Source organism: Streptomyces sp. ICC4 (genome assembly GCF_003287915.1).
GTDB classification, from domain to species: domain Bacteria; phylum Actinomycetota; class Actinomycetes; order Streptomycetales; family Streptomycetaceae; genus Streptomyces; species Streptomyces tritrimontium.
The window spans coordinates 3,155,925-3,170,964 of the sequence record NZ_CP030286.1 but is presented as its reverse complement, the minus strand read 5'-3'; the positions used below and the strand labels follow the sequence as shown (position 1 = coordinate 3,170,964).

At 71.7% G+C, this 15,040-nt stretch carries 13 protein-coding genes and 1 riboswitch; of the genes, 10 read left to right on the top strand and 3 right to left on the bottom strand.

The genetic code is table 11. The features are described 5' to 3' along the window. Nucleotides 1-85 precede the first annotated feature (85 nt). Nucleotides 86-2,455: a chitinase C-terminal domain-containing protein gene (locus DRB89_RS14825; protein WP_112448923.1), complete on the bottom strand. Its 2,370-nt coding sequence runs from the start codon at nt 2,453-2,455 to the stop codon at nt 86-88. Between the two features lie 358 nt (nt 2,456-2,813). Next, nucleotides 2,814-2,943: riboswitch (FMN riboswitch) on the top strand. A gap of 252 nt (nt 2,944-3,195) precedes the next feature. On the opposite strand from DRB89_RS14825, the gene ribD reads away from it, so the two are divergent. The 10 genes from ribD to DRB89_RS14775 all read left to right on the top strand — a co-directional run bounded on the left by ribD (nt 3,196) and on the right by DRB89_RS14775 (nt 11,916). Beyond that, nucleotides 3,196-4,296: a bifunctional diaminohydroxyphosphoribosylaminopyrimidine deaminase/5-amino-6-(5-phosphoribosylamino)uracil reductase RibD gene (gene ribD / locus DRB89_RS14820; RefSeq protein WP_239516789.1), complete on the top strand. Its 1,101-nt coding sequence runs from the start codon at nt 3,196-3,198 to the stop codon at nt 4,294-4,296. Continuing rightward, the gene (locus DRB89_RS14815; RefSeq protein ID WP_112448925.1) at nt 4,297-4,920 is read left to right on the top strand and encodes a riboflavin synthase; all 624 of its coding nucleotides are present in this window, start codon (nt 4,297-4,299) and stop codon (nt 4,918-4,920) included. Next, nucleotides 4,917-5,573, top strand: coding sequence for a nicotinamide mononucleotide transporter family protein (locus DRB89_RS14810; protein ID WP_112448926.1), 657 nt, complete (start codon nt 4,917-4,919; stop codon nt 5,571-5,573). The genes DRB89_RS14815 and DRB89_RS14810 overlap by 4 nt, the downstream gene beginning before the upstream one ends. Then, entirely contained in the window at nt 5,570-6,874 is a 1,305-nt protein-coding gene (locus DRB89_RS14805; protein ID WP_239516147.1) for a bifunctional 3,4-dihydroxy-2-butanone-4-phosphate synthase/GTP cyclohydrolase II, read from the top strand. The genes DRB89_RS14810 and DRB89_RS14805 overlap by 4 nt, the downstream gene beginning before the upstream one ends. An 85-nt stretch (nt 6,875-6,959) precedes the next feature. Next, nucleotides 6,960-7,448, top strand: coding sequence for a 6,7-dimethyl-8-ribityllumazine synthase (ribH, locus tag DRB89_RS14800; protein ID WP_112448927.1), 489 nt, complete (start codon nt 6,960-6,962; stop codon nt 7,446-7,448). A gap of 32 nt (nt 7,449-7,480) precedes the next feature. Beyond that, the gene (locus tag DRB89_RS14795) at nt 7,481-7,762 is read left to right on the top strand and encodes a phosphoribosyl-ATP diphosphatase (RefSeq protein ID WP_112448928.1); all 282 of its coding nucleotides are present in this window, start codon (nt 7,481-7,483) and stop codon (nt 7,760-7,762) included. Between the two features lie 113 nt (nt 7,763-7,875). Beyond that, nucleotides 7,876-8,724, top strand: coding sequence for an ATP phosphoribosyltransferase (gene hisG, locus DRB89_RS14790; RefSeq protein WP_112448929.1), 849 nt, complete (start codon nt 7,876-7,878; stop codon nt 8,722-8,724). Nucleotides 8,725-8,816: 92 nt separating this feature from the next. Next, nucleotides 8,817-9,281 (top strand): PH domain-containing protein, encoded by a 465-nt coding sequence (locus DRB89_RS14785; RefSeq protein ID WP_112448930.1) that lies wholly within the window; start codon nt 8,817-8,819, stop codon nt 9,279-9,281. A 203-nt stretch (nt 9,282-9,484) separates the two neighbouring features. Then, a complete protein-coding gene (locus DRB89_RS14780; protein WP_112448931.1) occupies nt 9,485-10,876 on the top strand; it encodes a hemolysin family protein in 1,392 nt (463 codons plus the stop codon). After that, on the top strand, nt 10,873-11,916 hold the full coding sequence (locus DRB89_RS14775; protein WP_112448932.1) for a hemolysin family protein: 1,044 nt from the start codon (nt 10,873-10,875) through the stop codon (nt 11,914-11,916). The genes DRB89_RS14780 and DRB89_RS14775 overlap by 4 nt, the downstream gene beginning before the upstream one ends. A 58-nt stretch (nt 11,917-11,974) precedes the next feature. Here the strand turns inward: DRB89_RS14775 and DRB89_RS14770 are convergent, their stop codons facing one another. Together DRB89_RS14770 and DRB89_RS14765 are read right to left on the bottom strand one after the other, a co-directional pair. Beyond that, entirely contained in the window at nt 11,975-13,927 is a 1,953-nt protein-coding gene (locus DRB89_RS14770; RefSeq protein WP_204357727.1) for an AAA family ATPase, read from the bottom strand. A gap of 400 nt (nt 13,928-14,327) precedes the next feature. Next, a complete protein-coding gene (locus DRB89_RS14765) occupies nt 14,328-14,972 on the bottom strand; it encodes a hypothetical protein (protein WP_112448934.1) in 645 nt (214 codons plus the stop codon). Between the last annotated feature and the right edge of the window lie 68 nt (nt 14,973-15,040).

The window sequence follows — 15,040 nt, the reverse complement described above, 5'->3', positions numbered from 1 at the left end:
GCGAAGCGCACCTGCGCGCACGCGAGAGGACCCGGTGGCCGCCGGGCCACCGGGTCCTCACGTCGTCCCCTTTCCGGTCACGGCACTAGCAGGCGCCCTGGTCCTTCCAGACGCCCCACTCGCCGGTGGTGCCGGGCTCTTCGTTCTGCGTCCACCACTGGGCCTTCCAGTTGCGGCCCTTGTGGGAGACGACCGTCCCGCCCGTGGTCACACTGCCCGCGACGTACGCCGGGTTGGTGCAGGTGCCGCCCGGAGGCGTGGTGGGAGGCGTGGTCGGCGGCGTCGTGGGAGGCGTCGTCGGGGGAGTGGTGGGCGGCGTGGTCGGCGGGGTGGTGGTGCCCGGCTGGACCACGGTGGTGCCGCGTGCCAGGTCGCCGGCGAGCGCGTACGTCGTGCCGGAGATGTTCACCGTCCAGTTGGAGGGCGTGGAGACCGGCAGGTAGTAGTTGAAGGCCAGGTCGACCGAGGCGCCCGGGGCGAGCGTCTGCCAGGCCGGGAGCTTCAGCGAGACCCGGTGGAAGTCGCCCTTCAGGCCGCCGACGTTGCTGCCGGTGTGGTCGCTCTTGATCACCTTGGTGCCGAAGCCCGACTGGTCCGAGGCGTTGGCCGGAGCCGCCGTCGAGTAGTCGAACTGGAACTCGGTGCCACCCGGAAGCGTCGCGTTCGTGTTGTTGGTGATCTTGAGCTTCGGGGTGATCGGGTAGTTGGAGTCGCCGAGCTTGAACTCGCCGAACTCCGTCTTGATGTCCACGGCCTGCGTCGGCAGCGCGGTGTTGGACTTCTTGGCGCCGTACGGGGAGGCCGCCTTGAACTTGTCGTACATCACGGAGGTCAGCGTGTCGCCGATCTCGTACTGGCCCTTCGCGGCGTTCCAGCCGTAGTCGCCGGCCATCTCCCAGACCATGGTGCCGCCGATGCCGCGGTCGACCACGTAGTCGGCCTTGGCCGCCACCGACTGCTCGTCCTCCGTGGAGAGGAAGACCTTCTTCTGCGCGTTCCACAGCCACGGGGCGACCAGGGTCGCGTCGTACTTGCGGACGTAGGTGCCGGTCAGCGTGGTGTTCGCCGGGAAGCCGTACTTGGTGACGTAGTCGCCGACGATCCCCTTCTCGAGGTTCTTGGCGTGCCACATCGGGTTGGAACCGGCCGGGGACTCGGCCCCGTTGGTGTCCTTGTCGTGCCACAGGTTGTCGATGCCGACCGCGCCGTCGCCGCACTTGGTCAGACCCGCGCCGGCCGGGCAGTTGGTCGCTGCCGCCTTGCCCCACAGGCCGTCGGTGCCGCCCTGCACGTTCTTGTGGCCGCGGGTGTAGTAGGGCAGGCCGATGTTGATGCGGCCGGCCGGCATGGAGCCGCGGAAGTAGTGGTAGGCCCAGTCGGTGTTGAGGTAGCCGACACCGCCGTACTGGGAGCTGCCGTAGACGTTCGCGGCGGCCAGCTCGGCGTCCTTGCCGTCGTCGAAGAGCGAGGCGTTGGGGCCGACGAATTCGTTCCAGGCGCCGTGCAGGTCGTAGGACATGATGTTGACGTAGTCCAGATACTTCTGCATCTGGAAGGTCTCCATGCCGCGCAGCAGGTAGCCCGAGGAGGGGGCGGCGACGGTCAGCAGGTAGTGCTTGCCGTCGGTGGCGCCGGCCCGGTCGAGCTTCTCGCGCAGGGACTTCATCAGGACGTCGTAGCCCTTGACCAGTCCGGCCCGGCGGGCGTTGGAGAGCTGCCAGTCCAGCGGGTTGCCCGCGTCCTTCATGGTGGTCGGGTACTCGTAGTCGATGTCGACGCCGTTGAACCCGTACTTGCGGATGAACTCGACCGAGGAGTCCGCGAAGGTGTCGATGCCGGCCTGGTTGACCGAGCCGTCGGCGTTGGTGGCCATCGAGTAGAAGCCGCCGGAGGCGACGCGGTTGCCGTCGTCGCCGAAGTAACCGCCGGTCTCCGCCCAGCCGCCGACCGAGATCAGCGTCTTGACGTTCGGGTTCTGCTTCTTGAATTTGTTCAGCAGGTTGAAATTGCCCTTGTAGGGGAGGGCGGGGTCCATCTCGGCGCCCGCGACGCCCGGCCAGGTCATCCCGGTGGCCGAGTTGTTCGCGTTGTCGGCGCCGACGGAGATCTTGTTGTTGCCGTCGACGTGGGCGAAGGCGTAGTTCAGGTGCGTGACCTTGGACCACGGGATGTTGTGGGGCAGGTAGGCCGGCGTGCCGTCCTTGCCCGTGCGCCAGCCGGTGAAGTAGCCGATGACGCGGCGCTGGTGGTCCGCGCCCATCTTCTCGCGGCCCTCGGTGTCGTAGACCGAGCAGTAGGGGACGTCCACGCCCGCGGTCTTGTACAGACCGTCGGGGCGACAGGACTCGTTGTCGGCGGCGTGCGAGACGCCCGCCGAGAGACCCGCTACCAGCAGACCGGCGATTGCGGCGCCGGACGTCAGGAGCATGGCCCTCGTCCGAGTGGGGGACAGCATTGTGCCTCCTGGGGAGGGGAGGATGGCAGGACACAACAGGCTGAAACGTGGTGCGTGTTGGCCCGCGACGTGCGCACATCTGACGGGCTGACTCCCGGGGAAGATGAAGGGAACGTTAAGAGGACTAGACCAACCCGTCAATAGGTCTGGACCAAAGTTGCCGCCGGACCGGTGAGGGTCCGCGCCGAATCGATCCGGATTCGGGCAGGACCCCGGTGTCGCCCGAGCGGAACCCGGCGGGATCGGCCGAACGGCGCAAAGAAGGCGCCGGAGAGTGACCGAATGTGTGACCCAGGCCACATTGACTCACTCGCATGGCTGCCGATCACCCGTGGCACACTGGCTCTAGTACCAGTAGCAGCGCACTCCGGGGTCGGTGTAATTCCGAACCGGCGGTATAGTCCGCGACCCGTCCGCAGCCAGCGGCCGGTTGACCAGGTGAAATTCCTGGACCGACGGTGAAAGTCCGGATGGGAGGCAGTGCGCGGCGGGCCAGTCACCGGTACGCCGCCGTCGGCGGTCCAACGGCACATCCCTCGGGGTGTGCGAGCGAGCGGACCGTTCTCTTCCGGCCTCGGCGTCCCCGCGTGTGCTACCCGCTTCATCTGTCGTATCCCGACAGGCCCCGGAGTCCGTGCCCTATGAGGCAGGAGGACCCGGTGGCGACACACGCCGACGCGCAAGACAACGGCAAGCCCGTCAACGGCACCGCCGACGCGGCAGCCCGCGACGCATCCGCCATGGCCCGTGCCATCGAGCTCGCCGCCCGCGGAATCGGCTCCACCCGCCCCAACCCGGTCGTCGGATGCGTGATCACCGACGCCGCGGGCACCGTCGTCGGCGAGGGCTGGCACGAGCGGGCCGGCGGCCCGCACGCCGAGGTCAACGCCCTGCGCGCGGCGGGCACCGCCGCCCGGGGCGGCACCGCCTACGTCACCCTCGAGCCCTGCAACCACACCGGCCGCACGGGCCCCTGCGCACAGGCGCTCGTCGAGGCCGGGGTCACCCGCGTCCTCTACGCCGTCTCCGACCCGAACCCGCAGGCCAGCGGCGGCGCCGCCACCCTGCGCGACGCCGGCGTCACCGCGGAGGCCGGGTTGCTGGCCGCCGAGGCCGAGGAGGGCAACGCCGCCTGGCTGACCTCCGTACGGCTCGGGCGCCCGTACATCCTCTGGAAGTACGCCGCGACCCTCGACGGCCGCGTCGCCGCCGCGGACGGCACCAGCCGCTGGATCAGCTCCCCCGAGTCCCGGGCCGACGTCCACCGGCTGCGCGCCGAGGCCGACGCCGTCGTCGTCGGCTCGGGCACCCTGCACGCCGACGACCCGCACCTCGCGGTGCGCGGGCGGGACGGCTTCGCCGCCGCCGACCAGCCGCTGCGCGTCGTGCTCGACACCCGCGCCACCATCAGGCCGACCGCCCGGGTCCTCGACGAGGCGGCTCCCACCCTGGTCGTCGTGGCCGAGGACCTCGAGGACGGGGCCACCCGGCACCTCGCCGGAGTGGAGCTGGCCCGCCTGCCCCACGACAAGTACGGGATCTCGGTCGACGCACTGCTCGCCGAACTCCACCGCCGCGGGGTCCGGTCCGTGCTCCTCGAAGGCGGTCCGACCCTGGCCGGCGCCTTCGTCGCCGCCGGGGCCGTCGACAAGGTCGTCGGCTACCTCGCCCCGGTCCTCCTCGGCGCCGGCCCGAACGCGCTGGCCGACGCCGGCATCTCCACCCTCTCCGAAGCGCTCCGGCTCGAGATCACCGAGACCGTCCGCATCGGCACGGACATTCGCGTCACCGCCGTACCCGCAGCGGCCCCTTCCGCCCCCACAGCCCTCAAGGAGCACTGAGTGTTCACCGGAATCGTCGAAGAACTGGGCGAGGTCGTCGCCGTCGAGGAGCTCGCCGAAGCCTCCCGCTTCCGCCTGCGCGGCCCGGTCGTCACCGAGGACGCCAAGCACGGCGACTCCATCGCCGTGAACGGCGTCTGCCTGACGGTGGTGGAGACGGGCGCGGGCGAGTTCACCGCCGACGTCATGCAGGAGACCCTGAACCGCTCCAGCCTCGGCGCCCTCACCCAGGGCTCCCGGGTCAACCTGGAGCGCCCGATGGCCCTGGGCGGACGTCTCGGCGGCCACCTGGTCCAGGGCCACGTGGACGGGACCGGCGAGATCCTCTCCCGGACCCCCTCGGAGCACTGGGAGATCGTCAAGGTCGCGCTCCCGGCGAACCTCTCCCGCTACGTCGTCGAGAAGGGCTCCATCACGGTCGACGGCGTCAGCCTCACCGTGGTCGAAGCCGCCGCGGACTGGTTCACCATCAGCCTCATCCCCACCACCCTCGCGCTGACCACCCTGGGCATCAAGAAGCCCGGCGACCCGGTCAACTTGGAGGTCGACGTCCTCGCCAAGTACGTGGAGCGCCTGCTCGCCGCCGGCGTCAACCCGCTGCACGGTGAGGGGGAGCCGAAGTGAGCGCCCTGACCTGGCTCAACACCGAGGCCTTCGAGGTCTTCGGCCAGCGGGTCATCTGGTCCGACATGATCGGCAACCTGATGGGCCTGGGCGCCCTCGCCCTCGGCTGGCGGCGTTCCATATGGACCTGGCCCGCCCAGCTCCTCTCCGGCCTGATCCTCGTCGGCGCCTACGCCTCCGTCCCGTTCGCCGGCGGCGTCGGCAAGCAGCTCCTCGTCATCGGCATGGCCGTGTGGGGCTGGCGCGCCTGGCAGAGCGGCAGGCAGAAGGCACAGGACGGCTCCATCGCCGTACGCACCGCCACCTGGAAGGAGCGCGGCTACCTCCTGGCCGGCGCGGCCGCCGGGACCCTGGCCGTCGGCGGGCTGTTCACCCTCTTCCCGAGCCTGTCGCCGTGGAGCCCGTGGGCCGACGCCTACATCTTCGTCGGCACGATCGTCGCGATGGTCGCCCAGGCCCGCGGCCTGGTCGAGTTCTGGTTCGCCTGGCTCCTCGTCGACCTGGTCGGCGTCCCCCTCGCCTTCAACGGCGGACTGGCCTTCTCCGGCCTCGTCTACGTCGTGTACTTCGCCCTCGTCGTATGGGGCGCCTACGACTGGTACCAGCGCTCGCGCACCACCCCCGCCCCGGCCCTGGAAGGAGCAACGGCATGATCTCCCCGAACCCCGTCCTGAAGCCCGTGCCCGACGTCGAGCTCGAAGAGGCGTTCCGGCTCGACCCCGTCGAGCAGGCCATCCGCGACATCGCGGCCGGCCGCCCGGTGGTCGTCGTGGACGACGAGGACCGCGAGAACGAGGGCGACCTCGTCATCGCGGCCGAGAAGGCCACCCCCGAGATCATCGCGTTCATGATGAGCGAGTGCCGCGGCCTGATCTGCGCCCCGATGGAGGGCGACGAGCTGGAGCGGCTCGAACTCCCCCAGATGGTCCAGCACAACACCGAGTCCATGCAGACGGCCTTCACCGTCTCCGTCGACGCGAGCGGCGCCCACGGCGTCACCACCGGCATCTCCGCCGCCGACCGCGCCACCACGTTGCGGCTGCTGGCCGACGGGGTCTCGGGTCCCGGCGACTTCGTCCGCCCCGGCCACATCTTCCCGCTGCGCGCCAAGCCCGGCGGCGTCCTGGTCCGCAACGGCCACACCGAGGCCGCCGTCGACCTCGCCCGCCTCGCGGGCCTGCGCCCGGCCGGCGCCATCGTGGAGATCGCCGGCGAGGACGGCGTCATGCTGCGGCTGCCCGAGCTGATCCCCTTCGCCCGCAAGCACGGCCTGACGATCATCTCGATCGAGGACCTGATCGCCTACCGCCGCTCCGCCGAGCCGACCGTGCGCCGCGAGGCCAAGGTCAGCCTGCCCACCGCCTTCGGCCACTTCACGGCGTACGGCTACCGCTCCACCGTCGACGGCGTCGAGCACGTCGCCCTCGTCCACGGAGAGGTCGGCGACGGCGAGGAAGTCCTGGTCCGGATGCACTCCGAGTGCCTGACCGGAGACATCTTCCAGTCGCAGCGCTGCGACTGCGGGCCCCAGCTGCACACCGCCATGGAGCGCGTCCAAGCCGCGGGCCGCGGTGTGATCGTCTACCTGCGCGGCCACGAGGGCCGCGGCATCGGACTGCTGTCCAAGCTGCGCGCGTACGAGCTCCAGGAGCGCGGCCGTGACACCCTCGACGCCAACCTGGAGCTGGGCCTGCCCGCGGACGCCCGCGACTACGCGGCCGGCGCCCGGATCCTCGCCGACCTCGGCGTCCACAGCGTCCGGCTGCTGACCAACAACCCCGACAAGGCGGCAGCCCTCGTACGCGGCGGCATCAAGGTTTCCGACCGGGAGCCGATGCCCATGGAGGCGGGCGAGCACAACCTGCGCTACCTGCGCACCAAGCGGGACCGGATGGGCCACGACCTGCCCTGGCTGGAGGCGGTCACCACCACGTCCGCCTGCGGCAACCAGTAGGGCGTCCCGTCACCCCCCGCCTCCACCTTTTTCACCCCGAGACACCTTTCATCACCAGACCCGGAAACACCTGAGGAGCAGAGCTGTGAGCGGCAAGGGCGCACCCGAACTGAGCGTGAAGAACTGCGGAGACCTCCGAGTCGCCGTGATCGCGGCCCAGTGGCACGAGAAGGTCATGGACGGCCTGGTGGACGGTTCCCTGCGGGCCCTGCACGAGCTGGGGATCGACGAGCCCACCGTGCTGCGCGTCCCGGGCAGCTTCGAGCTCCCGGTCGTGGCGAAGGTACTGGCCGGTCGCGGTTACGATGCCATCGTCGCCCTCGGCGTGGTCATCCGCGGCGGCACCCCGCACTTCGACTACGTCTGCCAGGGCGTCACCCAGGGCCTGGTGCAGGTGTCGATCGACACCGGAGTCCCCATCGGCTTCGGCGTACTGACCTGCGACAACGACGAGCAGGCGCTGGACCGCGCCGGGCTCGAGGGGTCGAACGAGGACAAGGGGCACGAAGCGGTCACCGCCGCCGTCTCCACCGCCATGACGCTGCGGACCGTCAGCGAACCCTGGCGCCAGTAGCCGGCCGCGCACACCGTATTCTGAGGACCATCATGGCGAACACAACCCCCAAGAGCTTCGAAGAGCTTTTCACCGAGCTCCAGCTCAAGGCCGCCAACGGCGACCCCAGCACCTCCCGCACCGCCGAGCTCGTGGGCAAGGGCGTCCATGCCATCGGCAAGAAGGTCGTCGAGGAGGCCGCCGAGGTCTGGATGGCCGCCGAGTACGAGAGCAAGGAAGCCGCCGCCGAGGAGATCTCCCAGCTGCTCTACCACGTCCAGGTGATGATGGTGGCGCGCGGGATCTCCCTCGACGACGTCTACGCGCACCTCTAGGCCGCGCAGTTCTCAGGCCGCCGCAGTTCCGCGCGGGCCCCGGCACACCCTGCCGGGGCGTCCGCGCGCCCGTACCCGCACACCTTTCGCACCTACGCACCAAAGGAAGCCCCATGCTGCGCATCGCCGTCCCCAACAAGGGTTCACTCTCCGGACCGGCGTCGGCGATGCTCCATGAGGCCGGCTACCGGATGCGCAAGGAGTCCAAGGAGCTCGTGGTCGTCGACCCCGACAACGAGGTGGAGTTCTTCTACCTCCGCCCCAAGGACATCGCGATCTACGTGTCCTCCGGCAAGCTCGACATCGGCATCACCGGCCGCGACCTGCTGCTCGACTCCGGCGCCAGCGCCGAGGAGATCCTGCCGCTGAACTTCGGCCGCTCCACCTTCCGCTACGCGACCATCCCCGGCACCGCGAAGGGCCCCGAGGACTTCCACGGGATGACCATCGCGACCTCGTACGAGGGAATCGTCGCCAAGCACCTCGCGGAGAAGGGCATCGAGGCCTCCGTCGTCCACCTCGACGGCGCGGTCGAGACCGCCATCCAGCTCGGCGTCGCCCAGATCATCGCGGACGTCGTCGAGACCGGCACCAGCCTGCGCAACGCCGGCCTGGAGGTCATCGGCGAGCCGATCATGACTTCCGAGGCCGTCGTCATCCGAGGCAACGGCACCGACCCGGAGGACCCCCAGGCCCAGCAGTTCCTGCGCCGGCTCCAGGGCGTCCTGGTCGCCCGCAGCTACGTGATGATGGACTACGACTGCCGCGCCGAGCACCTGGAGCGCGCGGTCGCCCTCACCCCGGGCCTGGAGTCGCCGACCGTCTCCCCGCTGCACAACGAGGGCTGGGTCGCCGTCCGCGCCATGGTCCCCGCCAAGGAGGCCCAGCGGATCATGGACGACCTGTACGAGCTCGGCGCCCGCGCCATCCTCACCACCTCGATCCACGCCTGCCGCCTCTGACGCGCACGTCGGCCCCCCGGGGCCGGCGCCCGATCCGCCCCACACCACCGCCCCACACCGCCGTCCCGGCACCACCGAAGGCACTGACGAACATGGCCGACGCCACCGCCCAGCCCGCACCGCCCGCACTCCCGGTCACCTTCCGGCCGACCCGCACCCGGGCCGTCCTGCTGGGCGTCGGCGCCGCCATGTTCGTCACGATCACGGCGATCGCCCTGATCCTCGAGACCCTGCACCCCGGTGAGCGGATCGCCTTCGTCTTCACCGCGGCCCTGCTGTCCTGCGTCCTCGTCCTGCTCAGCCGCCCCAAGGTGGTCGCCGACGAGGCCGGGGTCACGGTCGTCAACCTCACCACCACCCGCCGGCTGGAGTGGGCGCAGATCCTGCGCGTCAACCTCCGCCCGGGCGACGCGTGGGTGTTCCTCGACCTCAGCGACGGCACCAGCCTGCCCGCCCTCGGCATCCAGCCCGGCGTGGCCAAGGCCCAGGCGATCGCCGACGCCCGCGCCCTGCGCGCCCTCGCCGAGATCCACGGAACCGGCTCAAAGAACGACTGAGCCCGGCCGACCTCGTCGCTGCGTCCCATTGCGGCGGCGATCCCAGTGACTACCCTGGTGGGCGGGGCGCGCGCACGCGTGCCCTCCCACACGCCCCGGGACCCCGTGGCCCGTGGGCACCATCGACCTGAGGAGTGACTCCCTCCAGCAATGGACGGATCGTCCGGTAGTACACGCGCCGCCCTCCCCCCGGAGGCGGCGGCATGACCATCCCGCTACTCCTGCTCGGGGCGGCATTCGCCCTGATCCTCGCCAACGGCTTCTTCGTGGCGGCCGAATTCGGCCTCGTCACGGTCGAGAGACCCGAGGCCGAACGCGCCGCAGCCGAAGGCGACCGCCGTGCCCGCACGGTCGTCAAAGCCCTGCGGGAGCTGTCCTTCCAGCTCTCCGGCACCCAGCTCGGCATCACCATCACCTCCCTCGTGGTCGGCATGCTCGCCGAGCCCGCCCTCGCCGCACTGCTGACCGGGCCGCTCGCCGCGACCGGCCTTCCCCGGGGCGTCGTCCCCGGCGTCGCCGTCGTCATCGGCATGCTGCTCGCCTCCGCCGTCCAGATGGTCGTCGGCGAGCTCGTCCCGAAGAACTGGGCGGTCTCCCGGCCGCTCCAGGTGGCCCGCTTCGTCGCCGGCCCGCAGCACGCCTTCTCCAGCGCCTTCCGGCCGGTCATCGCGGCCCTCAACGCCATCGCCAACCGGCTCGTCCGGGCGTTGGGCGTGGAGCCCACCGAGGAGATGGCCTCGGCCCGCACCCCCGGCGAACTGGTCTCCCTGGTCCGCCACTCGGCCCAGGCCGGCGCCCTCGAACAGGACACCGCCGACCTCTTTGTGCGCACCCTCTCGCTGGGCGAGCTCACGGCCCAGCTGGTCATGACCCCCCGGGTCAAGGTCAGCGCCCTGCAGCACACGGCCACCGCCGCCGACGTGCTCAACCTGACGCGCGCCACCGGCCTGTCCCGCTTCCCCGTCTACCGCGAGCGCATCGACGAGATCACCGGGGTCGTCCACCTCAAGGACGCCCTCGCCGTGCCCGAGTCCGAGCGCGCGCGCACCAGCGTCAGCCGGATCTGCGTCGCCCCCCTGCTGGTGCCCGGCTCCCTGCCGGTGCAGCCGCTGCTGGAACGGCTGCGCAGCGAACAGCCGATGGCCGTGGTCGTCGACGAGTACGGCGGCACCGCTGGTGTCGTCACCCTGGAGGACATCGTGGAGGAGCTCGTCGGCGAGGTCCGCGACGAGCACGACCTCGCGGAGGACCGGAGGCCCGAACTGGCCGCCGTACCCCCCGAGGACGGCCGCCCCTCCTGGGAGGCCGACGGCAGCTGCCGCGTCCAGACCCTGCGCCGGATAGGCCTGGAGGTCCCGGAAGGCCCGTACGAGACCGTCGCCGGCCTCGTCGCCGACCTGCTCGGCCGCATCCCCGCCCCCGGGGACCGCGCCGAACTCCCCGGCTGGAAGCTCTCCGTCCGCCAGGTCGGCCGCTACCGCGCCGAACGCGTCCGCCTCGTGCGCACCGCACCGCTGGGCTCCGTCCCGCCGGGCTCCATCCAGCTGGGCTCCGTCCCCGCCCCCGCCGAGCTCGAATCGGTGGGCGGCCGGTGAACGCGCTCCAGCTCCTGTTCGCCCTGCTCCTCGTCCTGGCCAACGGCTTCTTCGTCGGCGCCGAGTTCGCGCTCGTCTCCGTCCGCCGCAGCCAGATCGAGCCGCTGGCCGCCGGCTCCAAGCGGGCCCGCCAGGTGCTCCACGGCCTGGAGAACCTGCCGCGCATGATGGCCGCCGCGCAGTTCGGCATCACCATGTGCTCGCTCACCCTCGGCGCGGTCGCCGAACCGACCGTGGCCCGGCTGCTGGAGCCCGTCTTCCACGCCGCCCACGTGCCCGAAGGCCTGATCCACCCCCTCGGCTACGCGCTCGCGCTCGCCGCCGTGGTCTTCCTGCACCTGGTCATCGGCGAGATGGTCCCCAAGAACCTCGCCATGGCCGCGCCCGAGAAGACCGCCCTGTGGTTCAGCCCCGGCCTGGTCGCCTTCGCCCGCGTCTGCGGGCCGGTCACCACGGCCCTGGGCGCCTGCGCCACGCTGGTCCTGCGGCTCTTCAAGGTCGAGCCCAAGGACGAGGTCGAGGCCGTCTACACCTCCGCCCAGCTCGGCCGCCTGCTCAAGGACTCCCGGCAGGCCGGGTTCCTGGAGCCGGTCGAGCAGGAGCGGCTGGAGGACGCGCTGGAACTGGGCAGCCGCCCGGTCACCGACGTCCTCCTCGCCCCGGACCGGCTGGTCACGGTCGGACCCGCCGTCACCCCGCGCGAGATCGAGCAGCTCACGGTCCGCACCGGCTACTCCCGCTTCCCGGTCCGCGCCGAGAGCGGCGCCTTCATGGGCTACCTGCACGTGAAGGACGTACTCGACCTCGAGGACCGGGAACGGGCCGTGCCCCAGCGGGTCTGGCGGCGGATGACCACGGTCTGCTCCACGCTCCCCCTGGACGACGCCCTGACGGTCATGCGCCGCGACGCCACCCACCTGGCACAGGTGGCGGACCCGTCCGGAAGGGTGCTGGGCCTCGTGGCCATGGAGGACGTCCTGGAAACCCTGGTCGGCGAGGTCCGCGACCCGGCGCACCGGGGGTACGCGCGCAGCGCGTAGAGGGTCCCGGTTCGGGGGCCGGAGATGCCGCGGCGCGACATCTCCGGCCCCCGAACGGCTACAACGGCGGCGGCTCCGGCCGCTCCTGCGGACCCCGGCCCGACAGGACCTCCCCGTACGCCTGCATCAGGTCCGCCAGCCGCAGGGTGGAGAGATCGTCCCGCGAGGGATCACCGGCGAAGCCCGCCAGCCGCAGATCCCGGTACGCGCAGCTCTTCTCGTACAGCGTCCGCAGGAACCGGCCGTTGCCGAGCTCGTCGATCCAGCCCTGCTCCACCACGTGCCCGCTGATGCTCCGCAGCTCCTCCAGCGCCTCCTCGTCCCACCGGTCGCCGTTGGCGTCCGCCAGCACCCCGCCGATCGCGGACAGCTCCAGCGGCCGGTAGCTCGGGAAGTCCACCCGGGTGGTGAACCGCGAGGACAGGCCGGGATTGGTGGCCAGCAGCCGGTCCATCCCCGCCGGATAGCCCGCCAGGATCACCACGAGGTGGTCGCGGTTGTCCTCCGCCCGCTTCAGCAGCACCTGCAGGGCCTCGTCGCCGTACGCGTCGCCCTTGCTGTACCCGGAGTTGGACAGGCTGTACGCCTCGTCCACGAACAGCACCCCGCCGATCGCCGAGTCGATCAGCTCGTTCGCCTTCACGGCCGTCTGCCCGAGGAACTCGCCGACCAGGTCCGCGCGCCCCGCCTCCACCAGGTGGTCGCCGCCGAGCAGGCCCAGCGCGTAGAAGACCCGGCCCAGGATCCGCGCCACCGTCGTCTTGCCCGTGCCGGACGGCCCCGAGAAGACGAAGTGCCGCTTCGGCGGCTGCACCGGCAGTCCCGAAGCCGCCCGCAGCCGGGCCATGTGCAGCTGCGCGGAGAGCGCCTTCACCTGCCGCTTGACCGGCTCCAGGCCCACCATCCGCTCCAGCTCCGCGAGCGCGTGGGCCAGCGCCGCCGGATCCGCCGGCCCGGACGGCAGCCCCACCGGCCCCGGCTGGGCGGGCAGGGCCACCTTGTGCCGCACGCCGGCCGGCCGGCCCGGGCCGGGACCCGGCGGCGCCGCCCCCGGGCCGTGTCGCGGCTCCGGCGGCTCCGCCGAAGTCAGCGGGTCCGCCTCCGCCTGCCCGTCCGCCGCGAGGTCCTGGGCCGGGCCGCCGCCCAGGACCACCGCCGCGAAGTCACCGCCCGAGGGGGACAGGCCGTGGCCGCCGATCCCCTCGTGGCCGTAGCCGCCCGCGAACCCGGCCAGTCCGTCGGCGTCCTCGCTGTCCTCGATCGCCGTCAGCCGGGCCGCCGTGTCCATGAACGCCGGGTCCACCCGGTGCACCGCCCGGTAGAGCGGCAGCGCCGCCGCGCTGCGCCCGGTCCCCTCGTGCGCGCGGGCCAGCCAGTACCGCAGCTCCTTGCGCTGCGGCTGCTCGCTGCGGCAGCGCATCAGCGAGGCCGACAGCAGCGGCTCCGCCTGCCCGTACATCTCGAGGCGGACCCGGGCCATCCCGCCGAACAGGCCGGCCTCGATGCCCAGCAGCGGGTCGTCCACCAGGGATTCGGTGTGCCGCACCAGCTGCTCCCAGTCCTTGACCAGATAGGCCCGGCAGGCGTGCAGGAAGCGGACCTGCGGATCGGTGTCCACGGGCGGCAGGGCGGCGAGCGCCTGGTCCAGCTCGGGCACATGGCGGCCGTCCAGCCAGTGCGAGGCGTGCGCGAGCAGCAGGTCGCGCCGGCTCTCCAGCACCGGCTGCACCCACCAGCCCAGCCAGTACCAGGAGTTGAGCGTCCGCCGGTGCCGGGCCCGCTGTTCCCCGAAGCGGTCCCGGTGGGCGTACATCCGGAGTAATGCGTTGGTGGTGTCGACCCGGAGCGCGTGCAGGCCCAGCCAGGCGTCGGCCATCGCCGGATCCAGTCGTACCGCCGTCCGGAACTCCTCCTCGGCCTGCGGATAAGCGCCCATCGTGCAGGCGTCGACGCCCCGCAGCCAGGCGAGTTCGGCCGGGGCGTGTGCGCTGCCCACCGCGGCGAAATCCATCACGTCCCCCACAAGCCTGCCCCCGTGGTGCGCGACAACCCCCGCGTCGCGCACGCGAGTTGTCCCTGCGCTGATGAAATCAGGGGTGCATCGTACCTGCGGTTACGCACCTTACGTAGGGTGCGGTGAAGACGGGTCGGGTGGATACCCGTGGCACCCGTGGTGACACAGGGTGAGAATACGGGGCGGATTCGCCCGTCCGTGCCGCGTCGCCGCGCCGCCGGGAAGGCCGTGGAGTCCCGCGGTCGGGGCAGGGCGAAGCCCCCGATCACGGGGGAACAATCGGGGGCTTCGCGTCCGTGGCGGCCTGTGAGGGCCGCGTATTCAGAACGTAAGGCCGTCCTCGTCCCCGGGTCAAGCGGCCGGGTGGAGCCTGCGCGCGGCGGAGTTCCGGGGCCCGTCAGGCCCGGGGGAGTCCGTCACCCTCGGTGACGGAAGTCGTGGTTCCCGCCGTCGCAGCAGTCCCGGAAGACCACTCGTATCCCGTACCGCTCTGCCGTACCAGGGTGTCCGCGAAGGGGCGCGAAGGGTCATCCGAGAAGTGCGCGAGCTCCGCGCGCTCCCATCCGTCCCAGAAGTCGGAAAGTTCACGCCCGTCCCGGTTTCGCCCGCGCCCCCAGGACTGCGCACGCGGTGTCTCCATCCACAACAGCCGCGCCAGCCGCGGGCGCAGCGCGCGCCGGCCGGCGCCGACCCCCTCGACGAGCAGCACCGGGGCCGGCTCCAGCAGCCGCTCCGCACCGAACCGCCGTTCGATCCAGTCGTACGGGGCCCAGTGCGCGGGCCGGCCCGCGGCGAGCGGCTCCAGCACCTGGGCGCGCAGCCGGTCGTCCCACGCGAAAAGCTCCTCGTGGCTGGCCACATCGTCGAGGTGCAGCACGGGAGCCCCGCCGAGCGCCTCGGCGAGCGCCCCCGCGAAGGTGCTCTTCCCGGACCCGGCGTGCCCGTCGATCCCGATCAGGCGCACCGCCCCGAGGGAGGTCGGCAGTCCGGCGAGCTCGTGCGCGAGCGCCGGGAGGGACCGTGATGCCGCCTGGAATTCCACGGCCCCAGCGTAGTGCCGTGGCCAAAGCACTGCCGGGCCCGCCGGGCCCGGCGGCCCGGACCGGGGTC